The 25,496-nt window shown below is 55.6% G+C and carries 26 protein-coding genes, 3 tRNA genes and 2 pseudogenes; 14 read left to right on the forward strand and 17 right to left on the reverse strand.

Annotated features, from left to right (window positions below; genetic code table 11):
* Positions 1-57 precede the first annotated feature (57 nt).
* From hcp to FE240_RS12695, 9 genes are all read right to left on the reverse strand, one after another.
* On the reverse strand, positions 58-1,707 hold the full coding sequence (gene hcp / locus FE240_RS12655; protein ID WP_193001398.1) for a hydroxylamine reductase: 1,650 nt from the start codon (positions 1,705-1,707) through the stop codon (positions 58-60).
* Positions 1,708-1,904: 197 nt separating this feature from the next.
* Positions 1,905-2,372 carry a Dps family protein gene (locus tag FE240_RS12660; protein ID WP_193001400.1) on the reverse strand — a complete coding sequence of 156 codons (468 nt, stop codon included), beginning with the start codon at positions 2,370-2,372 and terminating at the stop codon, positions 1,905-1,907.
* 156 nt (positions 2,373-2,528) lie between these two features.
* Positions 2,529-3,959, reverse strand: coding sequence for a deoxyribodipyrimidine photo-lyase (gene phrB / locus FE240_RS12665; protein WP_193001402.1), 1,431 nt, complete (start codon positions 3,957-3,959; stop codon positions 2,529-2,531).
* Position 3,960: 1 nt separating this feature from the next.
* Positions 3,961-4,788: a MerR family transcriptional regulator gene (locus tag FE240_RS18950; protein ID WP_226798812.1), complete on the reverse strand. Its 828-nt coding sequence runs from the start codon at positions 4,786-4,788 to the stop codon at positions 3,961-3,963.
* Positions 4,785-5,726, reverse strand: coding sequence for a YbgA family protein (locus FE240_RS12675; protein WP_193001404.1), 942 nt, complete (start codon positions 5,724-5,726; stop codon positions 4,785-4,787). The genes FE240_RS18950 and FE240_RS12675 overlap by 4 nt, the downstream gene beginning before the upstream one ends.
* 133 nt (positions 5,727-5,859) lie before the next feature.
* Positions 5,860-6,498, reverse strand: coding sequence for an outer membrane beta-barrel protein (locus FE240_RS12680; RefSeq protein WP_193001406.1), 639 nt, complete (start codon positions 6,496-6,498; stop codon positions 5,860-5,862).
* A gap of 126 nt (positions 6,499-6,624) precedes the next feature.
* On the reverse strand, positions 6,625-7,182 hold the full coding sequence (locus FE240_RS12685; protein WP_404800026.1) for a DUF3157 family protein: 558 nt from the start codon (positions 7,180-7,182) through the stop codon (positions 6,625-6,627).
* 49 nt (positions 7,183-7,231) lie between these two features.
* A complete protein-coding gene (locus FE240_RS12690) occupies positions 7,232-8,077 on the reverse strand; it encodes an adenine nucleotide alpha-hydrolase family protein (RefSeq protein WP_193001410.1) in 846 nt (281 codons plus the stop codon).
* A gap of 10 nt (positions 8,078-8,087) precedes the next feature.
* Positions 8,088-8,681, reverse strand: a complete 594-nt coding sequence (locus FE240_RS12695; RefSeq protein ID WP_193001412.1) for an HAD family hydrolase — start codon at positions 8,679-8,681, stop codon at positions 8,088-8,090.
* Between the two features lie 347 nt (positions 8,682-9,028).
* Between FE240_RS12695 and FE240_RS12700 the strand changes: the two genes are divergently transcribed.
* Positions 9,029-10,201 (forward strand): chorismate mutase, encoded by a 1,173-nt coding sequence (locus tag FE240_RS12700; RefSeq protein ID WP_193001414.1) that lies wholly within the window; start codon positions 9,029-9,031, stop codon positions 10,199-10,201.
* Between the two features lie 53 nt (positions 10,202-10,254).
* On the opposite strand, the gene FE240_RS12705 is transcribed toward FE240_RS12700, so the two are convergent.
* Complete coding sequence (locus tag FE240_RS12705) at positions 10,255-10,674, reverse strand: LPP20 family lipoprotein (RefSeq protein ID WP_193001416.1); 420 nt, start codon at positions 10,672-10,674, stop codon at positions 10,255-10,257.
* 10 nt (positions 10,675-10,684) lie between these two features.
* Positions 10,685-11,305: a FlgO family outer membrane protein gene (locus tag FE240_RS12710; protein ID WP_193001418.1), complete on the reverse strand. Its 621-nt coding sequence runs from the start codon at positions 11,303-11,305 to the stop codon at positions 10,685-10,687.
* A 184-nt stretch (positions 11,306-11,489) separates the two neighbouring features.
* On the opposite strand from FE240_RS12710, the gene FE240_RS12715 reads away from it, so the two are divergent.
* Both FE240_RS12715 and FE240_RS12720 read left to right on the forward strand, forming a co-directional pair.
* Complete coding sequence (locus FE240_RS12715; RefSeq protein ID WP_193001420.1) at positions 11,490-12,641, forward strand: flagella assembly protein FlgT; 1,152 nt, start codon at positions 11,490-11,492, stop codon at positions 12,639-12,641.
* Between the two features lie 51 nt (positions 12,642-12,692).
* Positions 12,693-12,769, forward strand: a tRNA-Arg gene (locus FE240_RS12720).
* 166 nt (positions 12,770-12,935) lie between these two features.
* On the opposite strand, the gene FE240_RS12725 is transcribed toward FE240_RS12720, so the two are convergent.
* Both FE240_RS12725 and FE240_RS12730 read right to left on the reverse strand, forming a co-directional pair.
* Positions 12,936-14,089 (reverse strand): IS3 family transposase gene (locus FE240_RS12725; protein ID WP_193001422.1). Its coding sequence is split into 2 segments (ribosomal slippage): positions 12,936-13,852 and positions 13,852-14,089, totalling 1,155 coding nucleotides; the frame shifts between segments, so codons are not numbered across the junction.
* A 63-nt stretch (positions 14,090-14,152) separates the two neighbouring features.
* Positions 14,153-14,512: pseudogene (locus tag FE240_RS12730) on the reverse strand (transposase); the annotation flags it as partial.
* 259 nt (positions 14,513-14,771) lie between these two features.
* Here FE240_RS12730 and FE240_RS12735 point away from each other — a divergent pair.
* The 6 genes from FE240_RS12735 to FE240_RS12755 all read left to right on the forward strand — a co-directional run bounded on the left by FE240_RS12735 (position 14,772) and on the right by FE240_RS12755 (position 19,221).
* Complete coding sequence (locus FE240_RS12735) at positions 14,772-15,689, forward strand: ATP-binding protein (protein ID WP_193001425.1); 918 nt, start codon at positions 14,772-14,774, stop codon at positions 15,687-15,689.
* A gap of 12 nt (positions 15,690-15,701) precedes the next feature.
* A complete protein-coding gene (locus FE240_RS12740; protein ID WP_193001427.1) occupies positions 15,702-16,055 on the forward strand; it encodes a hypothetical protein in 354 nt (117 codons plus the stop codon).
* A 21-nt stretch (positions 16,056-16,076) separates the two neighbouring features.
* Positions 16,077-16,481, forward strand: a complete 405-nt coding sequence (locus FE240_RS12745; protein WP_193001429.1) for a hypothetical protein — start codon at positions 16,077-16,079, stop codon at positions 16,479-16,481.
* 78 nt (positions 16,482-16,559) lie between these two features.
* Positions 16,560-17,300, forward strand: coding sequence for a hypothetical protein (locus tag FE240_RS12750; protein WP_193001431.1), 741 nt, complete (start codon positions 16,560-16,562; stop codon positions 17,298-17,300).
* 80 nt (positions 17,301-17,380) lie between these two features.
* Positions 17,381-17,644: a YkgJ family cysteine cluster protein gene (locus FE240_RS19065; RefSeq protein ID WP_368166538.1), complete on the forward strand. Its 264-nt coding sequence runs from the start codon at positions 17,381-17,383 to the stop codon at positions 17,642-17,644.
* Positions 17,645-18,564: 920 nt separating this feature from the next.
* The gene (locus FE240_RS12755; protein WP_193001433.1) at positions 18,565-19,221 is read left to right on the forward strand and encodes a HEPN domain-containing protein; all 657 of its coding nucleotides are present in this window, start codon (positions 18,565-18,567) and stop codon (positions 19,219-19,221) included.
* A 38-nt stretch (positions 19,222-19,259) separates the two neighbouring features.
* On the opposite strand, the gene FE240_RS18955 is transcribed toward FE240_RS12755, so the two are convergent.
* Positions 19,260-19,898 carry an ADP-ribosylglycohydrolase gene (locus FE240_RS18955; RefSeq protein WP_226798814.1) on the reverse strand — a complete coding sequence of 213 codons (639 nt, stop codon included), beginning with the start codon at positions 19,896-19,898 and terminating at the stop codon, positions 19,260-19,262.
* A gap of 6 nt (positions 19,899-19,904) precedes the next feature.
* A complete protein-coding gene (locus tag FE240_RS12765; RefSeq protein WP_029303229.1) occupies positions 19,905-20,195 on the reverse strand; it encodes a DUF4258 domain-containing protein in 291 nt (96 codons plus the stop codon).
* 100 nt (positions 20,196-20,295) lie between these two features.
* Between FE240_RS12765 and FE240_RS12770 the strand changes: the two genes are divergently transcribed.
* From FE240_RS12770 to FE240_RS12790, 5 genes and pseudogenes are all read left to right on the forward strand, one after another.
* Positions 20,296-21,222 (forward strand): WYL domain-containing protein, encoded by a 927-nt coding sequence (locus FE240_RS12770; protein ID WP_193001435.1) that lies wholly within the window; start codon positions 20,296-20,298, stop codon positions 21,220-21,222.
* Between the two features lie 465 nt (positions 21,223-21,687).
* Positions 21,688-21,963, forward strand: coding sequence for a transcriptional regulator (locus FE240_RS12775; RefSeq protein ID WP_193001437.1), 276 nt, complete (start codon positions 21,688-21,690; stop codon positions 21,961-21,963).
* Positions 21,964-22,446: 483 nt separating this feature from the next.
* Positions 22,447-22,523 (forward strand) — tRNA-Arg (locus FE240_RS12780).
* Positions 22,524-22,629: 106 nt separating this feature from the next.
* Positions 22,630-22,719, forward strand: a tRNA-Arg gene (locus FE240_RS12785).
* Between the two features lie 80 nt (positions 22,720-22,799).
* Positions 22,800-23,512, forward strand: a pseudogene (locus FE240_RS12790) (IS1595 family transposase).
* Between the two features lie 48 nt (positions 23,513-23,560).
* Here FE240_RS12790 and FE240_RS12795 read toward each other — a convergent pair.
* Complete coding sequence (locus FE240_RS12795; protein WP_193001439.1) at positions 23,561-24,001, reverse strand: inhibitor of vertebrate lysozyme family protein; 441 nt, start codon at positions 23,999-24,001, stop codon at positions 23,561-23,563.
* Between the two features lie 124 nt (positions 24,002-24,125).
* The gene (locus FE240_RS12800; RefSeq protein ID WP_193001441.1) at positions 24,126-25,487 is read right to left on the reverse strand and encodes an MFS transporter; all 1,362 of its coding nucleotides are present in this window, start codon (positions 25,485-25,487) and stop codon (positions 24,126-24,128) included.
* Between the last annotated feature and the right edge of the window lie 9 nt (positions 25,488-25,496).

The following is a 25,496-nucleotide window of genomic DNA, read 5'->3' on the forward strand; positions in this document are numbered from 1 at the left end:
TTCAAAGGCGAAAAAAAGGCGGGCGCATGGCCCGCCAACGGCTTGCAGCAACCTTCCTCAGGCTGCCAGGATCTCGGCCAAGTCGGCCTCGGCGGTGGTGGTGCCCTTGAGGCCAAACTGATCTTCCAGCACCTTGAGCAGGGCCGGGGTCAGGAAAGCAGGCGCCGTCGGGCCGGTGCGAATGTTCTTCACCCCGAGCGCCAGCAGGGTCAGCAAAATCACGATCGCCTTTTGCTCGAACCAAGAGAGCACCAGGGTCAGCGGCAGATCGTTAACACCGCACTCGAAGGCATCAGCCAAGGCCAGGGCCAGCTGGATAGCGGAGTAAGCATCGTTGCACTGCCCCACGTCGAGCAGGCGCGGAATGCCCTGGATGTCGCCGAACTCCAGCTTGTTGAACTTGTACTTACCGCAGCCCAGCGTCAGCAGCAGGCTGTCTTGCGGAATGGCGCGGGCAAACTCGGTGTAATAGGCACGCTCGGCGCGATCCCCATCGCAGCCACCAACCAAGAAGAAGTGCTTGATGGCGCCGCTTTTCACCTTGTCGATGACCGCCGGGGCGGCCTGCATCAGGGCATTGCGGGCAAAACCGATGGTGATGAAGTGCTCGAGCTCCTCATGCTGGAACCCCTCCAGGGCGAGCGCCTTGGCGATAACCGCCGAGAAGTCCTCCCCGTCCAGATGGGTTACGCCGGGCCAGCCAACGATGGAGCGGGTAAAGATGCGATCGGCATAGTTGCCCACGTTCGGATCGATGATGCAGTTGGAGGTCATCACCACGGCGCCCGGGAAGTTGGCAAACTCCTTTTGCTGGTTCTGCCAGGCCGAGCCGTAGTTGCCCACCAGATGCGGGTACTGCTTGAAGAAGGGGTAGGCCAGCGCCGGCAGCATCTCGCCATGGGTGTACACCTGGATGCCGGTGCCCTGGGTCTGCTCCAAAATGAGCTTGAGATCGACCATGTCGTGGCCTGAGACCAGGATGCACTTGCCCGGCACCGGGGTGACCCGCACTTGGGTCGGCTCGGGGTGGCCGAAGGCGGTGGTCTCACCGCGATCGAGCATGGCCATCACCTTGAAGTTGAGCATGCCAATTTCCATGGCGCAGTCGAACAAGGGAGCCATCTCGCTCGGATCAGTGGCCAGCCAGGCCATGATGCGGTGGAATTCGCGGGCAATGTCGTCATCCTGCTCACCCAGCACACGGGCGTGCTCCATGTAGGCTGCCGCCCCCTTGAGGCCATAGAGGCAGAGCAGGCGCAAACCCAGCACATCCTCGCTGACACTCTCCTTGCCACGGTTGACGGCCGCCACCGGTGCCTGGGCCAGTTGGCTCAGCCGTGCTTCACCCGGCTCGAAGGTAGCGGCGGCCGGCAGGGCCGAGAGATCAACGGCGAAGGCGCCGATCCGCTCGGCCAACTGGCGGCGGTAGGAGAGCGCTTGGTTGGCATAGGCCACGATGCGATCGGAGTCGAAGTTGACGTTGGTCAGAGTAGCGAAGAAGGCCTGCGGCACGAAGGCATCGATAGAGCGATCGACGATGCCATGCTCGCGAGCCAGGCCAGCCCAGGCACTCAGCCCTTGCAGCACATAGATGAGGACGTCTTGCAGATCCGATGTCTCGGCGGTCTTGCCACACATGCCCTGGGCGAAGGCGCAGCCGTTGCCGGCGGGAGTACGGATAGTCTGCTCACATTGCACACAAAACATGATGCCTCTCCTAATGGACATTTCATTTGTTTGTTTTGCTGCGATTCTATGACGCTGAATCGAATCTTAATAGACATCCAATTTGCTTATTAACTTTTCGTTGATGTAGATCAATTTCCTGCGCAGATAAAAAAGCCGCCCTTTTCGGGCGGCAACAACATGGAAACGTGATCGGCAAAGGAACAGAAAGTGAGTACTTAGTCGAGGTAGGCGCGCAGCATCCACACCAGCTTCTCTTGCTGCTGGATGTAGTCGGAGAGGATGGATGTTGTCCCCTCATCGCCCGCCTCACCCGCCTGCTCGAGAATGGCGCGCTGGGCCACCAGCAGCTCACGAAAACCTGCCAGCAGCGACTCGACGCAGGCGCGGCCATCGTGGACGCCCTTGACTTCGTCAATGGCAGAGAGGGATAGATAGCGGCTGAAACTGTGCTCGGGCACGGCGCCCAGGGTCAGGATGCGCTCGGCCAGCTCGTCGACCTTGAGCAGCAGATCGTTGTAGATCTCTTCGAACTTAAGATGCAGCTCGAAGAACTGGTTACCACGGATGTTCCAGTGGAAACCACGCACATTCATGTAGAGGATCTGGTAGCTGGCCAACAGCTTGTTGAGCTCGGCGGCCAGGGCGTCGGATTTTACTGTATCCAGACCAATAGCGTTTTTCATATGACACCTCCAAATCTTGGGAACGGGTTCAGATTAATCCCTTACAAAGGCGATGGAAAATCGTTGCTACCTACCATGTTGATAGCCAACACCTATCAATTGTCAGGATAGATGGGCTCGATGTCACATCGATGACAAGTCAACACACATCTGTGTTTACGCCTCATCACCCCCTGTCGGCAATTGGCGAAACATCGCTATCGCCTGCAACCGGGCCACCGCGTGATCCACCATGGGTGAGGGATACGCCTCACGTCCCTTATGCCGCCACCCGTCGTGCGGGGTGTGGATACAAGTAGCCGGCACATCGGCCAGCTCCTCAACCCAGCGGCGGATGAAATCCCCCTGCGGATCAAACTTTTGCCCCTGAGTGGTCGGATTGAACACGCGAAAATAGGGAGCCGCATCCGCCCCAGTGCCCGCCGCCCACTGCCAGCCGCCGTTGTTGGCCGCCAGATCCCCGTCGATGAGCTGGCTCATGAAGTACGCCTCCCCGCGCTGCCAGGAGAGGTGCAAATCCTTGGTGAGAAAGCTCGCCACTATCATGCGCAGGCGGTTGTGCATCCAGCCGGTCTGCTTCAGGCAGCGCATGGCCGCATCGACGATGGGATAGCCGGTACGCCCTTCACACCAGGCGGCGAACGCCTGCTCATCGTGCCGCCAGGCCAGTGCCCGGGTATGAAGCTGGAACGGCTGGTTCATCGACAGGCGCGGCTCCAGTGCCAACAGGTGGCGGTAGAACTCGCGCCAGATGAGCTCATTGAGCCAGGCAAAGCCGGGCTCATCGCGCGTAAGGGGTAACGTGCCAAGCCGGCTGTGCAGGGCCGCGAGGCACTGGCGCGGACTTAAGATCCCCGCCGCAAGATAAGCCGACAGGCGCGAGGTACCGGGCTCGGCCGGCAGATCGCGGCGCGCCCCATACTCCAACACGGCGTCATCGATAAATTCGCGCAGACGTGCCTCGGCCGCCCCTTCGTGTACCGGCCAGTCACGCAGAGTACGCGTCTCATGGGCACTGCGGGCAGGCAACGACAGGGGTTGCCAGCCAAGCGGCGCCCCCATCGGCTCAGGAGCCCGGTAAAGCGAATAGCCATGGGCCGCAATCTCGCGCAGCCAGGCGCGGCTGAAGGGGGTGAACACCTTGAACGGCTCCCCCTTGCCGGTCAGCACGCGGCCCGGTGGCAACACACAGCAACCGGGCACGAAGCGGCACGGCACCGACAGGTGCGCACTCACCGCCTCGTCGCGCCGCCGCTCGTCGATCTCGATGGCAGACATGGCGTGCAGCGCCCTGGCACCGCGCTCGCGCACCAGCGCCGCGAGGGCGGCCGGCACCTCGGCAAACCAGGGCGCCTCAACGAGGTGCAGCCGAATGCCGCGGCGGGCAAGCTCAGCGCCCAGCACATTGAGCCGCTCGAGCAAGAAGCGCTCGCGCACCGATGCCATGTGATGGTGGCGCCACTGGGCGCGGCTGATGACAAACACCGCCTCCACCGCCTCCCCCTGCGCGCGGGCCTGCTGCACGGCGGCGTGCAGGGCCGGGTGATCGACCAGCCGCAGATCCTGCCGAAACCACACCAGTTGCATCTTATGCCTCCTGCTCGTCGCGCTGGGCCAGCCACGCCTCGATGCTCTCGCGGTGGGGGGCGCCCAGCGACTGGCCGGGATAAAGGTGCGCCAGCTCGCCGAGCAGCACGGTGCCCTCGGGCCAGGGCTCCCCCAGCTCCCCACTCAGCCCCGCCCCCACCAGCACCAGTAGCGGGCCGCTCAGACGTGGCGCCAGCAGGCGCGCCTCGCGCACCGAAAGCTGTGGCAGCACGGTCACGCTAAAGCCCGCCTCGCGGGCCGCCATGGCCGCGAGCGCCAACTCAAGGGGCGGCAGGCGGCCGGCTCCGGCCAGGGTGAGCGGCTGTCCCTTGTCCTGGGCAATCAAGCGGCGGGCAAAGTAGATCTCGAGAAAATGCAGGGCAAAGGCGTGCAGGGCGGCCCCGTCGGGACGTGCCTGATGCTGTGCCAGCCGCGCCAGCCAAGGGCCCAGCACCTGACGGCGCAGCAGGGGCAAGGGGTAGCTGGCGGTCAGCTCGCCGAGCAGGGACTCGAGCCGGCGCTGGTTGAGCGCCAGCAGGGCCGCATCGAGCGCCTCCACCCGAGCCTGCCAGTGATCCCCCGCCGGCGCATCGGGTGGCGTCTCCTGCTCGAGCAGGGAGCGCACCTGACCGATGCTAACCCCCAGCTCCAGCCAGGCCAGGATACGGCGAATGAGGGCGATGTCCTGCTCGCTGTAGAGGCGGTGCCCCTTGTCGGTGCGGGCCGGCTCTACCAGGCCATAGCGGCGCTGCCAGGCGCGCAGAGTGACTGGGTTGACCCCGGTCAGGCGGGCCACTTCGCGGATGGGATAGAGAAGGGGGTCACTCACAAGCTGTACCTCAATTTCAGTGTCTCCGGGTGTGGGTTCAGATAGACCTGCTGCTCCAGATAGGGGTTGGGGTGCTCGCGCAGGTAGTGGCGAATGAGGGTAAGCGGCACCAGCAGCGGCAGCAGGCCGACCCGGTACTTGTGGATGGTCTCGGCCAGCTCCTGCCGTTGCCCCGCCGTGAGCCTGCGCTTGAAGTAGCCCTGCAAGTGCTGCAGCACATTGCTGTGCCCCTTACGATTGGCGCGCCGGGTGAGCGCCGCCATCAGGCCGCGGATGTACTCATCGGCCACCGCCACCAAAGAGCGCTCCTTGAGGCGACCAAGCAGTCGCCCGAGGGCGCGGTAGGCCTCGGGGGCGTGGGAGAGCACCAGGTACTTGTAGCGGGAGTGGAAGGCGATAAGGCGCGCCGCGCTGAGCCCGCCCCCCATTAACTGCTGCCAGTCGTGGTAGGCAAACACCCGCAGCACGAAGTTCTCGCGCAATATGGGGTCATTGAGGCGCCCCTCCTCCTCCACCGGCAGCAAGGGGTGGGCCTCCATCAGGGCGCGGGCATAGAGCCCTACCCCCTCCTTGGCCGCCCCTTGCGCGCCACCATAAACCTTGACCCGCTCCATGCCGCAGCTCGGCGATTTGGCGCAGAGGATGTAGCCCGAGATAAAGTGAAGCTCGCGTACCTTCTGCTCGCTAAAGGCGATGAGCTGATCGGTCACATCAAAGGCGCCGTTGCTTGCCTCAGCGCGCAACTGCCCATCGCGCCTGACCAACCGAATGGTGGGGCGTGGCGCCCCCAGCCCGATCGCCATCTCGGGGCAGACCGGGTGGAAGTCGAAGTGCTCGGCCAGCTCCCGCTCGCAGAACACCGAGCGCTTATGGCCACCGTCATAGCGAACCGGTGCGCCCAGCAGGCAGGCGCTGATCCCGACCTTAATCTTGTACATAGCCATCCTCCTTGTACAACTGATATCCGTTATAGCACTTGTACAAGAAAATGAAAGCTGTATAACTTTTCCCGCAGCAAACAAAAAAGCCCATGGCTGGGCCATGGGCTAAAAAGGGAGACGTGCCTTAAGATTAGAAGCTGTACTTCACACCCAAGCTGGTGATGGAGCCTTGCTGAAGATCCCAGTGACGATAGGTGTAATCGGCTGTCAGTGCCCAGTTGGGAGCCAGCTTGTAGGCGGCGCCAACCTTGAAGTCATTCATATCTTTGGTCATCTTGGCGTAGCGATAAGCAGTTGAAAGTTCCAGATCGCCCACTTCATAACGCAGACCCGTCTCGGCATAGAGACTGCCGCTACGCTTGCGCGCAATCACGTCCCATCCGTTTACGTCGTCAGCCAACTCACGCTCGAGGGAGTAGCCCATCAGACCGGCCTCCGCATAGAGGTTAAAACCGGTGCTGAGCGGTGTGAAGGCACCAACCCCAGCGCCATAGAGAAAGAGGCTGTCGTTACCGCTGCTGCGGCTAGTGTATTCGGTGCCGACGCGACCATAGACGTTGTTGGCAAACGAGTGGGAGAGATCCAGCGTCACGCCACCAAAATCGCGCTTACCGTGGCTGTCTTGATCGCTGCCGCGATCTTGCAGATAACCAGACTTTGTATGTGACCAGGTGGCCGCGCCCTTGGCATAACTGAAGGCATCGCCAGCCATGGCGGAGGTGGCGGTCAGGGCAGAGAGGGCAATCAGGGATACAGTCAATTTTTTCATGGTACGACTCCTGTACGGGTACGTTGGAATGGGCCCATTGTGCCGGGCCCACTCCACCATGCCGAGTCGAAAGCTGTTACCAAGCCATTGCAGATGTAAGCAGATTTTGCAGAAGGTAAACAAGTATTAGCGGAACACCACCTCACCGATCTCCACCCGTACCAGCGGAGTGCCGGTCAGGCCGGCCGGGCGAGCCAGCTCGACAAGGCGGGTCGTGCGGGACTCCCCTTTGCGCAGGTAGGTCTCAGGCATGCGCGTCTCTGCAATCCAGAAACGTACCGGCTCACGCGCCCACTGACGGCCATCTTGGCTAAACAAGGTGATCCAGCCACTGACCTGAATGGCGCTGCGATCCCCCAGATTGGTCGCGGTAAAAGAGAGCGCCAGCGTGTCACTCCCGGTCACCTTGTCCAGCACGAGGCGAATACCGTCGCGGGTCGCCTGCCCCAGCAGCTCGGGATGCGCCTTAGCTTGCTCGGTCAATACAGGCGCCGCCGCAACCCCGGCCGATGAAGCGCCGGTCGCAGAGGGCTGGGCAACCGGCTCAGCCGGCTTGACCACCAGATATTCCCAAGTGTGATCGTCGTTAAGCTGCACCTGGGTGCCATCGGGCAGGGTCACCTGGGTCAACGGAGCGGCCAGCGCCAGCATCGGCACCAGCAGCAATAAAGGTAGGATGTACATTGTCTTCACCTCTCCACAAAGCGGGCGCGCAGTATAACAGGGGAGCCTTTCACAGCACGCCCAATTCGGGGCTGTCATCGATGCGATGCAGATCCAGGGTGACCAAATCGAAGCCACACATCTGCAATGCCGACATCAACTCATGCTGGCGGTCAAACGCCATGGCCCTTTCGCTATCGGGCAGGCGCACCCGACACAGCAGGGTCTGGCGATCGGCGAGGGTGTGAAAGAAGACTCTGGCATCGGGCATGCCGAGATCTTTGAGCATCTGCTCGGCCAAATCGACCATGCGCAGACGATCCCCATCGATCTCTTCATCACAGGAAAAGCGCAGGCTCAGGCAGTCCGGTTCATTGCTGCCCCAGACGCCGAGCCGGTGCTGATGGAAGCCATAACAAAAATCGCGCGTGGTCATCCCTGCCTCGGCAAACAACCACCACGAGTCGAGGGAGGGCTCGCCAAAGAAGTGCCGGTAGAGGGCCAGATCATCGATGGAGCCGGGCACCAATAGGGGCCATTTTGACCACTCCGGGTGCTCACTGCGGATCCGCAGCACCTTTTCGATGGGATTGAGGGGATCGTGCTTTTCGCGGCCATGGCTCGAGAAGTAGAGCACCTCATCCGATTGCACGACCAGATGCGGGATGCCGTAATGGGCGCAATAACGCTTGGCTCTGGAGACATCCCGCCGTGGCAAGGTCGGGTTGTCGACCGTGATGGCCTGAATGGTGACACCGGCCTGGCGGCACAACTCCACCGTATAACAAGACTCCATACGTCCGGAAAAAGAGACCAGCAGGGGGCCCCGCTCCCGCATCACCGCCAGCAGTTGTTTTTCACGCTCCCGGGTGGCGTGATCGCGCCCCTGATGCAGCGGAATAATATTGTTGCTCATTCCTTGTTCCTCACAGCAGTCCCGCCTCTTTCAGGGCCTGCCGGCATTGAACTTCACTTTGGAAGACGATACCCCGCATTCCGATCCGCTCGGCAGCCGCCACATTAGCGGGGCTGTCGTCGATGAAGGTGCACTCCCCGGCTTGGAGATCGTGCGCCACCAGCAGATAACGGTAGATATCGGGCTCTGGCTTCATCATGCGCACCCGCGCCGACACCACCTTGCCACTGAAAAAATGCCAGAAGTCGCTATGTTGCTCCAGATAATCGATGCTGGCATGCCCCATGTTGGAGAGGGCTATCAGCCGCTCACCCCGAGCGTGCAGCTCACCGAGCAGGGCAACCATGGCCGGATCCGGTACTAGCGAGGGGGGCACCGCATTGAGAATGGCCAGGTTATCTGCCGCACAGAGGCGGGTTCGAGCCTCGGCTCGCAGCGCCATGGTGTGCAGTGAGAGGGTACCGCGATCCACGTCCAGCCAATCTGGATGATCAAACAAGCGCCGCGCCAGCTCTTCAGCCCCCTGTGGGCCACGTACCCGGCTCACTATGCTCACCGGATCCCAACTGACGATGACGCGCCCCAGATCAAAAATCAGCGCCATACTCTCCCCCCATCGTGGATGCAGGCATCCATCATGCGACGAATCGTACACGCCAGCCAGCCATACCTCCCCTTTCTTTGATCCGAATGAGCCTGAGCCTACTTTTTACTTGCAACCCTGCGCTAAATTCCGTAATGCTAAGCGTTCCATTTATCTGGAGTAACCCATGAATAACGTATTCCTCTTTGGTTTCTTCCCCTTTACCCGGCCCCAGTGAGGGTGGCTGCGTATCGTTCTTGCACCGAGACCAAAGACGAATCGAGCCTCCCCCTGCGGAGGCTCTATTTTTATGACCGTAATGACGCAGCACGACCGGCCGGCGGCCGGCATAAGACAGGGAACAAGCAATGGTAATGCTCGAGCATATAAGAGAAGAGATCACTCAGCTGGATGAGGAACTGCTGGGATTACTGGCCCGCCGCAAGACCCTCAGTATCGAAGTTGCCAAGGCCAAGCAGGTCAATTCACGTCCCATTCGTGATCAACAGCGCGAGCAGGAGTTGCTGGTGGCGTTGATCCAAAAAGGACGCCCACTCGGGCTCGATGCCCACTATGTCACCCGCATCTACCACACCATCATCGAAGATTCGGTGCTCTCCCAGCAGGCCTACCTGCAAGGGCTGCTCAACCCGAGCCAGCAGGAGCCGATGACCAGCGTCGCCTACCTGGGTCCGCGTGGCTCTTATTCAAGCCTGGCCGCCCGTAAATATCTGGCGCGCTACAAAGATCAGGTCATTGAGGTTAACTGCCACAACTTTCGCGAGGTGCTCGACGCCGTCGAGTCGGGCCGCGCCGCCTACGGGGTGCTGCCCATCGAGAACACCAGTTCGGGCTCCATCAACGAAGTCTATGACGTGATGCAGCACACCAGCCTCTCCATCGTCGGCGAGCTCACCTACCCCATCGAGCACTGCATCCTCAGCGCGGTGCCGACCGAGCTGGCTCAGATCAAGACCTTCTACGCCCATCCGCAAGTGTTCCAGCAGTGCTCCCATTACCTCGGCAAGCTGGAGGGGGTACGCCACGAGATCTGCGACTCCTCCTCCAGCGCCATGATGAAGGTACGCGAGCTAGCCAGCCCCGATGTGGCCGCCATCGGCAGCGCCGCTGGCGGAGAGCTCTACGGTTTGCAGGTAGTGGCCACTCACCTCGCCAACCAGAAAGAGAACTACAGCCGCTTCATCGTGGTGGCGCGCAAGCCCATTGAGGTGGCGCCGCAGATCCCGGCTAAGACCACGCTGATCATGTCCACCTCCCAGCAGGCGGGCTCCCTGGTCGAAGCGCTGCTGGTGCTGCGCAATCACCACATCAACATGACCAAGCTCGAGTCGCGTCCGGTGCAGGGCAACCCGTGGGAAGAGATGTTCTATCTGGATGTCTCGGCCAATCTGCAAAGCCCTGACATGCAGGACGCCTTGGTGGAGCTGACCAAGATCACCCGCTACATCAAGGTGCTTGGCTGCTACCCGAGCGAAGACGTCAAGCCGACCGACATCCCGCCTGTGCTGCTCGGCAGCTGAGCAAACCGGCAATAAAAAAGGCGGGGAAACCCCGCCTTTTTCATGTCTGTCTATCAGTAGCCGTAAGCCATCTGGTTGATGTTGTAGAGATCGCGAGTATCGAGTTCCATCTCGGTGGCATAGGTGTTGCCATTGGGGTAACTGCGCACCACCCTGGCTCCGCGCACTACCCCCTCAACCGACACATCGAGCGCGTTGGAAACCTGGGTCAGGTCCTTGTAGCGAGAGTGGGCAGTCACTTGCTGCCCGTTGAGGGATTCTGCCAGCTCGCGATAAGCATCCATCTTAGAGGCGCGGATCGCTTGCAGCATCTTCTCATCCTGACTCGGCCCCGGCTGGATGTTGATCACCGCGTAACCCACCGCCCGCAGCACAGGAAAATCATCCGGCTCTTGGTTGGTGAAGTTGGTCACCCGGTTGTTGCTGCAACCGGCCAGCAGGGCCAGCAGCAGCAGGCTCAAGATCGCTTTCATCTCATCTTCCTCAATAGGCCGGATTCACCAGCCGGCCGCTCGGGCCGACGATGGCACTGCGATAGATGTAACCGCGATTGGGCGACGCCCGGCCAAACGAGTTGCTGGCGCCGCTCAGGTATTGCTGGGGCACCAGCACCTGGGCCGTGGTCTCGACCATCTTTGTGCGCAGATCCATGATGCGGGCATTGACCAGTACTCCGGCCTTGTTGCGACTGAAGGTTCCCACCAGGATGCGGGAGATCGGCAAACGGGTGGCCAAGTCTTTATAGTTGCGGCTAAGCACGAAGTCCCCCTGCGGGGTCACCTTGATGGCGCCGGTAAGCTTGAAGTCCACCACCACCTGGCCACGGCGATTGAGCTCATAGATGAAGCTCTCTTGCAGTTGCAGCCCCATCCAGTTGGTGTCTTGCAGGGTGTCGAGATCGACAAACGAGGCAACCGCAATGGGCTCGCTCAGGGTGCTCGGCGAGCGTTTTTCCATCATCTGCTCGGTCATGCGCGCCGCCAGCCAGTTGAGCTCCATGCCAGGTGCCGCCTGCCGCGGATCGCCCTGCTTGCGATCGATGGGCTCCGACGCACAGCCGGATAAGAAGAGGGCCAAAGCCAACGCTAGCATCACAGGTTTCATGAACATCCATCCTCAGGAACGCTTGTCTGGTTATCGGGCGGCGTGCCAATTCCTGAAGGGGGAAGCGTAATTTTAGAAACAGGCATGACTCTTGCTTTCTTTCTGCACAATCGAGCCAAGGAGATCGCCACGCAGCCATTGCGTCAAGATCCCGCCACCCGGACTATCACGCAAGGTCATCATCATGAAACTGCCACTGCTGCTCGCCCTGCTGCTCGCCCTGCCAGCCCAGGCCGCCTGGATCCAGGCCAGGGGTAGCGCCGCCATCCTCAACGGTGATGAGGCTTATGCCCGCGAACAGGCGATCCGCGATGCCCTGCGCCAAGCCCTGCTCGACAGCGGCGCCTCGGTGTCGAGCCTGCAACGGCTGGAAAATGGCAGCATCACCCAGGATCGCTTCCAGATCCGCTCCGGCGGCGAAATTCGTCAATATCGGCTGCTGCGCGAAGAGGTGCGCGACAACCGCCTCTTCATCACCCTGCGGGCCGATATCCGGGCCGAGCAGCAGCTCTGCCCGACCCAGCGCTATGCCAAGGATCTGACGCTAGTACGGCTGCACCTGCGCTACCCCGATCAAGCCAGCTATGGCGCCCTTGATGATCTCTCCCCGACCCTGTCACGCCGCCTGTTCGAGAAGCTGGCCGGTAACAGCCAAGCGGTGGTGGCCCGGCGCTGGCTCGATGAGAATCTGCGGCTCGACCCCCTCTATCTGCGTCAGGGCGATGGCCGCGATGGGGAGGAGCTCAAGGCGCTGAGCCTGCGCACCGACAGCCAGTATCTGGTACTCGGCAGCATCGATGACATCTCGGTCGAGCCCCAGGGCAACCGCTTCACCTCCTGGTATGAAGATCCCCTGCGCCACTTTCGCATGCAGCTCTACCTGTTCGATGGCATCAACGGCACCCTGATCAGCCGCAAGGAGTATCAGGGGGCCGCCCTCTGGTCATTTGGCAAGCAAGAGCGGGTTGGCACGACAGACAGCCGTTTCTGGGCGTCGGGTTACGGCCAGGAGGTCGATCATCTGCTCGGCCGCGCGGCGCAAGATCTGGCCGGAGAACTGGCCTGTGTGCAGGTCACGGCCAGGGTGGTGGCCAGCAACGAGCGTGGCCCCCATATCAATCTGGGGCGGCGTAACGGCATCAAGCTGGGAGATCAATTCCGCATCCAGCATCGCGCCGATTTCGTCGATAGCAATGGGGATGTACGGGCACTGCGCAATCCGGCCGCCGGCCTGTTCGACGTGGTACAGGTGTTTGATGATGGCGCCATCCTAAGCAGCCAGAACCGTTATGAGCCATTTAACGTACAGATCGGCGATCTGGCCATATTGGAATAGAAATCAAGCCTTTAAATGCGTGCTCCATCTTGTATAATGCAGCCGCGCACCGCTCCCGTAGCTCAGTAGGATAGAGCGGCCCCCTCCTAAGGGGCAGGCCACAGGTTCGACTCCTGTCGGGAGCGCCATCTACAGCAAGGGGTTAGCATCATTACGGTGCTAACCCCTTGGTCGTTTTTGGCTCTGGCGTACTTGTTTAACTAGCCATGCTTTTTGGCGTACTTGCACCACCCAATGCAGAGCCATGATCCACAACAAACCCAACCACAGAGATGATGAATCGCCCCGGCTTCTCTAGACACTTTCGAGCCGTTCGAAATATTGTTTTTCACACTCTACTGGCGATAGCCCATTGTTGAAACTGTGCCGACGTTTTGGGTTGTAAAACATTTCAATGTAATCGAACACATCCTGCCGAGCCTCCTCGCGATCCGCATAGGTTTTACGTCGGATCCGCTCGCGTTTGAGGAGCTGAAAGAAACTCTCCGCTACTGCGTTGTCATGACAATTGCCGCGTCTGCTCATGCTGGCCTTGAGCTGGTGCTCCCGCAAAAAATCCTGCCAGTCATGACTGCTAAACTGGCTCCCTTGATCAGAATGAACCAGCACTTCCTGCTCGGGTTGCCGTCGCCACACCGCCATCAGTAACGCGCTGATGGCCAACTCTCGGTCGATCCGTGGCCCCATTGACCACCCAATGACTTGTCGTGAAAACAAATCCAATACCGCGGCCAGATAGAGCCAGCCTTCATGGGTTCGAATATAAGTGATGTCCGTTACCCAGACTTTGTTTGGCTCAGTCACATCGAACTGGCGCTCAAGATAATTCGGTGCAACCACCGTTGGCCGGCCACCATAATGACCGGGACGGCGACGATAACCGGTTTGTGAACGTAAACCCTCATGACGCATTAATCGCGCCACCCGGTGTTTCCCGCAGGTCTCGCCCATCTCTCGCAGGTCGTCCCGGATCTTGCGATAACCATAGACGCCGCCGCTTTCTAGCCAACATTGCTTGATCTGGCCTAGGAGGCGTTGGTCTTCCAGAGCTCGGGTAGATAAAGGCTGGTGCTGCCAGGCGTAATAACCGCTCGGGTGGACATTCATCATCCAGCACAGTCGGCGGATGGGATGTGTGGACGCGTGCTCCCGGATGAAGGCGTACCTTACCCTGACAGCTTGGCAAAGTACGCGGCGGCCTTTTTTAAGATATCTCGCTCATCGGTGATGCGGCGCAGTTCAGCCTTGAGGCGCCGAATTTCGGCTTGCTGGCTGGAGTCATGCTGTTGCTGCGCTTCGGGTTGGCTGTAGCGTTTGATCCAGACATAAAGACTGTGGCTGGAAACACCAAGTCGTTCAGCGACCTCTGCCACTGGGTAATGGCGCTCAGTCACCTGCTTGACGGCGGCCAGTTTGAATTCTTCCGTGTAACGTTGCTGCTTGCTCATAACACCTCCTGAATGACCTCAGTTTGAGGCTCTTGGGGTGTCTAGGAAAGTAGGGGCGATTCAGTTGAGCAAGGTCGGCAACACCTCGACATCATGGACATTTTCCAGCGGGACTTCCGCCGCTACGATATCGTGGGTCACCTGGTCTACCAGCAGATGCAACTTGCGCCAGACTCACCGCTTCTCTACGCCGTGTTTTCTGACCTTCTACTCGCCTTCTGCAAACACCTTTAGCCCGGTTGACTCGATACTTTGTATCGCTTGCGATGGTCTGGCCACTGTAAAGCTGGCTGCGGCCCCGTCGCGTGGTGAAACCAGTTGCTCATAGCCTCGGCATCAATCCTGAAGGTGAGTGAACCAAGGTTAATCAAAGACTTGTTGTATTTAGGCCAGTTACTGATGGGGGTGAAGCGGCGTGCCCATGATGCAGACTTGTAGAGGATGGTAGCGATCAGATCACCGAGCCCTCAGTTAGTTCCATTCAAACTGCATCGATTTGAGCCACAACACCTCTACAATCTCCATCAACAGTTCTCATGAGTGTCGATCACCCAAAAGGCCCCGTTCGGGTCCACCCTAAAATGTGACATATGGATTTAAACAGGTCTTCATAAAAAACATTTTTTTTTGTATGATAGATAAATAGACATATCTTTAACTTATACCCTCATCTTGGTGACATATGCCCATCGTAAAATCGAAAAAAGAGGAATTTGATAACACGCCCCCCCCTAGCGATGAACAGTTCAGTCCCCAAAAGCCAAAATTCTGCTTCAACGATTTGGTGTTGAGCGATAAAACAATTGATGAAATAATGGATGTTTTATCCATACAGCAATTACAGAACCACGTTTTTGATACTTGGGGATTAATAAAAACTCATAAAATGCAGAGGAAAATTGCTCTCAACTTTTATGGTGAGCCGGGAACAGGGAAAACAATGGCAGCCCATGCTGTAGCCCATTATTTAGAAAAGGATATTATTGAAGTTAATTATGCTGATATTGAATCTAAATATGTAGGTGACACACCTAAAAACCTTACAAAGGTATTTAAAAAGGCTAAAGAAACAAATTCTGTTCTTTTCTTTGACGAAGCGGATGCAATGCTCAGTAAGCGCGTCACCAATATGAGCAGCTCTACCGATACTAGTGTCAACCAAACCCGGTCTGTGTTGCTAATGCTGCTGAACGACTTCGATGGAATAATCGTGTTCGCAACAAACTTCGTATCTAATTATGACACAGCATTTATGCGAAGAATTTTGGGACATGTAGAATTTAAATTACCATGTCATACCGAGCGAACTAAAATATGGCATCATTTGTTACCAAAAGAACTACCACATAACGCCAATGTGGATATTTTAGCTGAAAAGTTTGGCGGAATTTCTGGTAGTGACATATCAAACGCGATATTAAAAGCTGTGTTTAAGGCAGCCAGAAATAATGAAAAGATCGTACATCATGATTATTTCGAATATGCTATTGAATCTATACAGCATAGTAAGAAAATGAATGCAAAAAATAAAGGTGGTGATGAAAAAGTAGAGATAAAGACGGTTTCAAGAGAATATGTGGAATCCCAAATAAACATATAAATGGAGTTAATTATGTTGCCTTTGTTGTTAATTGCGGGTGGTTTATTGGTTACTGGTGGCATTATTGCTGCATTTTGGGATGATATCTGTAAGTGGATTGAAAAAGCTGCACGGGCGGTGAAAAAAATTGTCAGCGGCATCGTACACGGAGTTAAGGTATATATAAAGAAAGTTGCTAGTGATATATATCAAGAACTATCTAAATTTTATAGTTTTAATGAGAATAAAGATCAATGGGAAGAAACTATTGTCTCAAAAAAGGTGTCTAGCAACGACGTACCGGATGATATTAAAAAGCTGGCGACTAGTGGACGTGAGCAAGACATTTCTGATCAATTTAAAGAAAAATTAGTTCTAGCCAATTAATCATCTAAAAGGAATAGTTAAATGATTACCCCTTCCAAATCGATAAAAGAAACACTATTGAATATAAATATTGATGCTGCACTTGATGCTCTTGGTTCAGCACTGTGTCATATACTAGACAACTTCCTAGTTGAGCCAAAAAATCTTGACGAAATAATTAACGCACAATCCACTTTAGTTGATAAATATATACTAAAGGTTGAAGCTGAAGAGAGAGTTCAGTTTATTGGTGGTAAACTTAACATTAAAGACCAGGAAGATGAGAACATAGCATTTCTCATCGAGCTTTATTTTAAAAATAATAAAGATGAGTGGATAAAAAAAGAAAACACTATTTTTATAAATAAGGAAAAAATAAAAGAAGATAGCATAATAAGTATGCAAAATGGTGTCGTATCTTACGACATATCGCACCCAAATAAGTAGTTTTCCCGCGGACTCATTCTATATTAGACCGAGTCCGCCATATGATAAAATTTATTATTAATGGAGGGTGTTAATGCCATGAAAGAAGCATTAAAACAAATTATAGGTTTTGCGGTAATAGCATCTATCTCTGCTTGGATATTCCAAAGACAAGCAGATACTATATTTTCTGTATTTGTATTCTTTGCTACATTCACTTTTCTCAAGGCATTTTTTGAAAATTATCACTTTAATAAAATGAGTGAACTGCTAGATGTCACTGCTGGTACGATAATGATTGGAGCCATTCTTACTTGGCTTTTCCCTAATTACTCAGAAGAAATATTAACTGTACTTAGTATTTTATGGGGTATAGCGGCAATCGGTTCTTTAATTGAACCAAATGAAAAAAAAATCTACTCATTAATAGATAGCGATTATTATGTCCATCTAAATGACATATATATAAAATCCGGACTAAAATCTAGAGAGAAATTCAACAAACTGATAGATGGCTTGATCCAAGAAAATAAAGTAATAGTTTCTTGCGATAATTTAATTGCGACTACGGATGTCGCCAAAAACATAAAAAGACAACATATTGAGTTAATTAACAATGCTTTTAATATGGGTAGCAGCTTGCTTTCTATGGAGCAAATAATAAAGTCAGCAAACCTGGAGAACATGAGTAAAACGCAGCTAGAAATTGCAGGGTTATTGCTAGATGATTTAATTAACATGGATGACAGCATTGAAATAATCGACATGCCTGAAGTTACTCTTTATAAAAAGACAGGGATGATAGAAAACACCAAATATATAGAATTAGAGCTCGATTAAAAATAGCTATTAACTCACCATTTTTCCCTTCGATTTCGTACACTGGTGTGAATCTAACAATTGCTAGGCATCTAATGATAATGACTGACGAACTGCTAACTCCTTTTCCATGCACTGCATGTGGCAAATGTTGCCGCAGGGTAAACGAAAACCCTCAAGGCCACTTTCTCGACCGTGGTGATGGGGTTTGCCGTCACTTGATTGAGGATACTAATTTATGCAGTATATATGAAATGCGGCCAATTATTTGTCGAATTGGAGACTATTATAAAAAGCAATTCGCGGATATAGTGTCATGGGATGAGTTTGTGAAAATAAATATATCGATTTGCAGAAAACTATAACTCCTCAGATTAAGTCACTATTTGTTTCTGTCACATCCTCTTGTAGTTGATTTGGGAGGGGTGACAACATGCACAAATCTAGTTACTAATTTTATGACGGTTGTGGGGAATTCCTGTTATCTGTCAGCGCCGATGTGTAAATGTCTGCTAACGGTAGAAAACCACACATGAGTGCGCCTAAATAGCTGTTCCGAATAGTAGAGTACTGCTCTCGCACAGCCTCAACGAGAGGCATTAAGCACACATCGAGGTCTAAGCATTGTCACGTCAGGCTTTGTAACCTGATAGTTAATATGCCTTACACGGCAAGGTTTCGGCAAGATGTAGCACTATTAGGAGCAGCTATTTAGAAAATGCAGACAATACTCAATACTGTTACCACAAATCCGATCGGTTACTGATCACGCATTTCCTTCAATATGAACCAAACAGACTGTACCGAGCCTAGCGTGGAGCTTCGATACAGGTGTTTTGCACATGTAGTATTTTCAGCCGAATGTAGATATTGCAGAAAGTCTGTGATCGATGCTGCGCCCATCCATATCGAACCATGATAGGCTAAGCCAAAGGAGACCTTTTTGGGGAACATCATGCCTGTACCACCACATCCATTTACCTTTCATTGCCCCCACTGCGGCTGGCACAAGACAGTTGCTCCCAAGAACGACGTTATGGTAGGTGGCCACACCTGGTTTGAGGCATGTCCCGAGTGCAACCATGCCCCACTGGAAAAATCGTCGGCCACCTTGGTGGAGCTGACCATCGCTAAGCTGAAGGATGTCATCCGAAAGTAAGCGTTGTTATTACCCCTTGCTAATCCAGCCAGTTCGTCACAAACCTGTTGAGATCGTAGTAATACTGTGTGCAGTGGTCCTGGTTACAGAAGTTGGCTATTCATCTGATTGAGAAGGAGATCGTCGTTGAATTTTGAACAGTTGAAAAACCGTCACCGGACGCTGCGTGAACACTCTCCCAGCAACCTCAACCTACGAGTTCATCGTGCATTAAGCTGGCTGCAACGCGCCGAAATGGCCGAGGATGAAGATGGACGCTTTATCTTTCTTTGGATTGCGTTCAATGCGGCCTATGCCACTGAAATCGATGACGATCGTCGCCTCTCGGAACAGGAGACCTTCAAAGGCTTTCTGGAGAAACTGTGTGACCTAGATGAGCATAAGCAGATCGAGCAACTCGTCTGGCAAGAATTCTCTGGCAGTATCCGCATGCTGCTGGACACCCCGTTTGTGCTGCAAGGCTTCTGGGATTATCAGAGCGGCAAGATCAGCGAAGCTCAGTGGAAGGAGCGGCTGGCACAAGGCAAGAAGATGGCAACCCAGGCCCTCGCCAGCAGCAACACCCCACAGTTGCTGGGCGTGGTGTTTAACCGCCTCTATACCCTACGCAACCAGTTAATTCATGGCGGTGCGACCTGGAACAGCTCGGTCAATCGCAAACAACTGAAGGATTGCGCCAACCTGCTCGGCAAACTGGTGCCGGTGATCATCGAGTTGATGATGACCCATCCCGATACCCTGTGGGGAGATGCCTGTTATCCGGTGGTTGAGCTGGCTGGTTAATCAGTCGCAAGATGGCGGGCTGCGATGGCCCCGCGGCTTCAATCCGTCCGATCTGACAGATAGAAAGCCCCGGTTAACAGACCATAGACCAACCGCACCCGCTCATCCCTGCCCAGCAGCACACCGAGTAGCACTTCGCCGCTTGCCAAATCGTCACCATGCCAGAAGCACCAGAGGGCTGCCTCCACTACATCCAGCCAGCTGGCATGGCCCAGCTGATTGCGTGACTTGCGCCGCCAGCTGCCGCGCACCACGGCGCCGCTATTCGGAGATGTGGCTGCCAGCGCCCGCTGCTCCATGACGCTTACCGTTAGTCCATCCAGCTTGGCCTGGCGACTGCCACGCACTCCTCGCAGCAATTTGTCGAGTAGCAGCGCCAACAGACGAAACGCATCCTGATCTTCACAGCAAGCATCCTCCCCCAGCAAATCAGCAGCACCGACCATAAGTTGCTCACGCCCCAGATAGATGGGCTGTGACGTGCAATCCAGCCTATGTTGTTCGACATGGATAGCCAATGCCACCACCACCGCCAGTGGTGAAGTCTCACCCTCTTGGTGACACGTGCCTTTGGCAAGCAGAACGGTCAGCTCCCTAGCTCGCTCGGCTGGCAGTAGGCAATATATCCCCTTGATCAGGGGCATGGCCGCCTGACCTGATAACAGACTTGAGTTCATAGCGCCTCAGTGACGATCGCGTTTGAAGTGGGTGGTTTTATGACCGACGGTGACAATCTCACCGCCTTGCAGTACCAGATAGTGAACGCGCAGCCGCTGGCAGCATTCCGCTGGCACTCCGTACTCGGCTTGCAGCATCGTCACACCTTTGCGATCGAGATAAACCAGTTCGCGTCCCTGGTGATAAGAAGAACGTCCGATGCTCAGCAGCAGCTCTACCAGCTCGGGAGCAATACCGCGCTGCTGCATCCGGCACGCGGCGTGATGGCTGTACGCACTATCCAGCTTCCCGTTCATGGCATTCCCCTTTGGCGCTCATTTCGATGGACTCATTATATGTAGCCTGTATACTCATGCCGATACTGGTTACATAAACATGTCGCATTTTGGAGCACGTATGGCACCCAAAGAGCTCACCTGGGATCAAACCCTTCGTTTTCGTCTGCTGGAGATCGTCTTGCAGTGGGAGGGACGGCTGACCACCAACCATCTGATGACCGCCTTCAATATCGGCCGCCAACAGGCGTCGCGGGATATCAACCACTACCTGACCCACTACTCACCGGAAGGGCTGGTCTATGACAGAAGCCTGAAGGGATACAAACCCACAGAGCACTTTGTCCCGCGCTTTAGTGAGGGAAAAGTGGATGAGTACCTGATGCTGCTACACCGTGAAAAGCAGCACCAGCGCCAACATGAAGCGGGCCTGTTGACACTGCCGCTGATGGATCTGCGCTACGGCCACATCGAGATCCTGGATGTGCCAAACCGCCATATCGACCCGAAAATCGTGCGTGGCTTGGTACAAGCGGCGCGCGGCCAACTGCGGGTCGATGTCGATTACGTATCCCTCAGTTCAGAGGAGCAGAGTGGCCGCAATATCGTGCCTCACACTCTGGTCTATGACGGGATCCGCTGGCACGTACGTGCCTACTGCGAGAAGAAAGGGGAATATCTGGACTTTGTGATGAGTCGTTTTCGGGGCGAACCGGATCTGCTGGATGCCTCCCCTCACGGCCGGGAGCAGGATCTGGAGTGGAACACTCAAGTGACCGCTGTAGTCGTTCCCAATCCCGGGCTCAGTGAAGGACAACAGGCCGTCATTGCCAGAGACTATGCCATGACAGGGGACCAACTGTTGATTAACCAGCGCATCCCTTTGATGCACTACGCATTGGAGCGGATGCAGGTGAGCTATAACGGTGAACACCAACAACATCCCTTGCTCTACCCGCTGGTACTGGCCAACCGGGAGGAACTCATCGAGCAAGGCTGTACCTTCAAGCTCAAGAGTGCAGATTTGTTTAATGTCGGGGTCAACTAAAATCGCAACCAAGTTCTAGGACAAGGTGGGGTTTCCACTGTCTATGTCGTTAACAAAGAAAAGAGCTATACGATAACCTAATGTCAGTCAGCTCAGCTTGGCTGACATTGTTTTACTGACTGTTTTCACCGCCCCACTTCTGTGATCAAACCGTAACAATTCATCGATAGCTTCAAGATTCAACAGCAATACCTGATTCCGCGACCATACACCTATCACCACATCAATCTCACACCACTATCGGTAGTGAGAAATGGAACAACGCAGCTCTCCTACAACTGGTACAGCTGCTGGCGGCATAGCCGCAGCAAACACAAAAAAGCTCCATTGGAGCCCGTGCATAGACACCTCAGCCCACACAGGTGATACTGATCATATTCATATTGCTCGGAACTTAGCCACTTACGTTCAGCGCAAAATGACTTTGTCAGGACCCAGTCCATCGAGTGTTCTTTTGAGGTAGCCATGGCACGCACGATTGACGAAATATTGACCACAGAAATGCCCGACGTTGTCACTCAGGCCAGGGAAAAAGCAGAGCAAATGCGACTGGAGATTCATCTCACCCAACTGCGTGAAATGCTGACCCAGGCTGGCACCGAACCCATGATTTGCGATCAAACACCATCAATACAGGACGTTACACTGATGGATCTTAAACGCTGGGTCGAGGCTGCTGGGGGAAAACTACAACTCAATGTTGAAATGCCAAACGGATCTCAGATCTCGTTTGCTGTTTAACTAGAAATCCATTTCTGCACACCGTAGCAATTGTCGGCTGACAACGGAATGATCAACTCATCAGGGCCAGCAGGCATTCGCATTATAGGTGTCGTGAAATGGAACTCTTGCTGCTGGCTGGCAGCGATTGTCAGCTGACAACGGAATGATCAACTCATCAGGACCAGCAGGCATTCGCATTATAGGTATCGTGAAATGGAAATCTGGCTCCAGCGAACTCGATTGTCAGCTGACAACGGGGTGATCAGCTCATCAGAACCATCAGGCATTGGCGTTATCGGTAGTGTGAAATGAAGTCTTGGCCGCTGGCCGATAATCTGCTAGGCACTCGCTGTCAGCCGCATTATAGGTATCGTGAAATGGCGCTCTTGCTGCTGACTGGCAACGATTGTCAGCTGACAACGGGGTGATCTGCACCTCAGTGGTCGCTGGCGATGACATTAGCTGTTTATTTTTATTAGTATTTTTATATAATGCGCGCACGTCCCAGTGGCACAGCTGGATAGCGCGCGCCCCTCCTAAGGGCGAGGTCGCAGGTTAGAATCCTGCCTGGGACGCCATCTCGTAACCTCATTCCACCCCCAATAATGCATTTGCGCATGCGTTGCAAGCATTATTTTGCGCTATTTCAGCGCTATTCAAATCCAAAAATGCACTTAATTTATTGTTTTTTAACGATATTTTTTATTCAAAAGCTCTTATAACCATCCCCTCCTAAGGGGCAGGCCACAGGTTCGACTCCTGTCGGGAGCGCCATATAAAACAAGGGGTTGGCATCATCATGGTGCCAACCCCTTGGTCGTTTTTGGCCCTGTCACCCTCTCCAATGCTGTCCATTGCACAACACTGGACTCACCCTACACCAACGTCGGGTGGCTCAGCGTGAACTCGCGGCACCCCATGCTATCGCATCATTAGCCGCTCAGTTGGCCCCTAGGGGTGGAGCCGGGGATTGCGTCGCTATCGCTGCACGTTGTGTCTACGCACCAGCACCATCCTGACCAAAACCCCTTGGCCAGATTGCGCAAGCGCCAGTGCTGGGAAGACTACGCTCAAGCTCTCATTGAGGGGCTCACGGTTCGTCAGGCGGCGTGGAGGAAAAGGACGAACCCGTGGCACCGGTCCCGATTATATCCCTGTGATGGTGGTGCAAGACCGCGCAGGGCATCACGCGGATTTTCAGCTGAATAAGTTGAATGCCAAGACGGTAAAGGAGGTGCTGACGCCACTCATTGCAGCGGATGCCGTGATGTGCAGCGATGGTGCTGCTGTGTACGCCTGCTTCAGCCCATCACAGAGGGTAAGCCATCAGGTAGTGCGCCATCGCCAAGGTGAACGGGTGGTGGGTGCGTACCACATTCAGTACGTAAACAGCTATCACTGTCGGTTGAAAGAGTGGATGGTGCGCTTCCATGGGGTAGCGACCCACTACCTGAGGAATTATCTGGGGTGGCGGCGAATGTTGGAGCGCTATGGAAACGAGGTGAGTATCCGGCATTGTGTGCATGAGGCGCTAAGGCGCCCCATGCAACACGTAATTGGGACATAGCCAAAATAAAACGCCTCTACCAAGGCAGAGGCGCATTATTGACGGGCATTATTTCCAGTTGGGGTTGGCTTGCACCTGTTGCATCAGTGTCGCCTGGTGGGCCTTGTCGGGTTTGCCAAGCCAGGTGTAGCGGGCAAACTTGGAGGGGGTCTCGCGGGCAGCATCGCTCTCGGGCAGATCGATGAGCACCCCCCAGATCTGCTTGCCCTTATCATCGATTAGCAGCTGTACGAAGTGGTTGGCACAATCATGGGGCTTACACAAAGAGCCGGTGCGATAGGCCCCTCCCTTGGCGGCCTCCAGCGGTGTACTCACGCCGTTGCCGCTGCGCACCCACTTAGGAAGCTTCACCCCGGTGGTCGCCTGCTGCCACAGTGGCCGATACTCCGCCGACTGCAACAGATCCGAGGTATAAATTTCAGCAGCGCTGGCCACCATGCTCACCGCACCCAGCATGAGGGCGGCGACCCACTGTCTTGTCTTGCTCATGTTCTCACCTTTTGGTTGCTTAGCCTGCTTCCCATGGCGTCGGTTATCGGCCCGACGCTCCGAGGAAGAACCTCACCATAGTGGCTCCTCTTTCAGGTGTCGATAGCATCCACCCCCTCTTCCGTCAGGTTGCGACCAGTCGCTCGAGATCGCTGCGTCCAATGCGTTTGGTATCGACTTTGACGTAGATGGAGTGCTCGGCGCCCGCCAGCAGCACATCGCTCACCCCATCGCAGGCACGAATGCGCTGCTCGAGGGCAGCATCGACACTCACCCCTTCGGGCAACACGATACGCAGGCTGCTCACATAGGGCGGCTCGCTCATGGTCAGGCTCAGGACAAACCAGGCCAGCGCCAAGGCAGCGCAACCGGCAAACACCAGGGCCGCGCCCCCCTGGCCATAGAAAAAGCCCCCCAGAGTGCCACCGATCGCCACCCCAAGAAACTGACTGGTGGAGTAGACCCCCATGGCGGTGCCCTTGTAACCGGGGGGGGACTCCTTACTGATGAGAGACGGTAGCAACGCCTCCATCACGTTGAAGCCGATGAAAAACAACTGCAAACCGGCGAGCAGGCCCCACAACTGGCTGCCCGATTGCCACAAGGTCAGCTCGGCGCCCAGCATCACCAGCACGCAGATCTGGAACACCCGCCGCATCTGGCGGCGCTTCTCGGCATAGATGATGAAAGGCACCACGCTGACAAAGGCGATCAGCATGGTGACCAGATAGGCCTGCCACTGGCTCTCGCGGGGCAGTCCCGCTTGCACCAACAGCGGCGGCAGCGCCACGAAGCTCGACATCAAGAGGATGTGCACGCAGAGGATACCGACATTGAGCTTGAGCAGGCGAGGATGGGTCAGCACGGCGCGAAAGCTGCCGCGCACCATGGCCGACTCGCGGTTGAGCAGATGGGCCGCCGGGGTCGGCACCACCCAGATCACCAGCGCCAGCGCCGCCAGCGCCAGCAGGGCGATGAGCCAAAAGAGACCACTGAGCCCCACCGCCCGGGTGATCAGTGGGCCGGTCACCATGGCCACGGCGAAGGTGATGCCAAAACTCACCCCGATGAAGGCCATCGCCTTGGTGCGGTTCTGCTCGCGAGTGAGATCCGAGAGCAGCGCCATCACGGCGGCCGAGATGGCCCCGCTTCCTTGCAGGGCGCGCCCGGCGATGACGCCCCAGATGGAGTGGCTGTTTGCCGCCAGCACACTACCGGCGGCAAACAGCAGCAGGCCCGCGCCGATAAGCGGCTTTCTGCCGATGCGATCGGAGAGCAACCCAAACGGGATCTGAAACAGGGCCTGGGTCAGGCCATAGATGCCAATGGCCACTCCAATCAAGGGTTCTGAGGCGCCGGCCAGGCTCATGCCATAGGTGGTGAGCACCGGCAGCACCATAAACATGCCGAGCATGCGCAAGGAGAAAACGGCGCCGAGCGCCCAGGTGGCGCGCCGCTCAGAGCCGGCCATGGTGAAATCGTTCATAACGGCCTC

Origin of the sequence: Aeromonas simiae (assembly GCF_014892695.1) — a bacterium.
Lineage (GTDB): Bacteria > Pseudomonadota > Gammaproteobacteria > Enterobacterales > Aeromonadaceae > Aeromonas > Aeromonas simiae.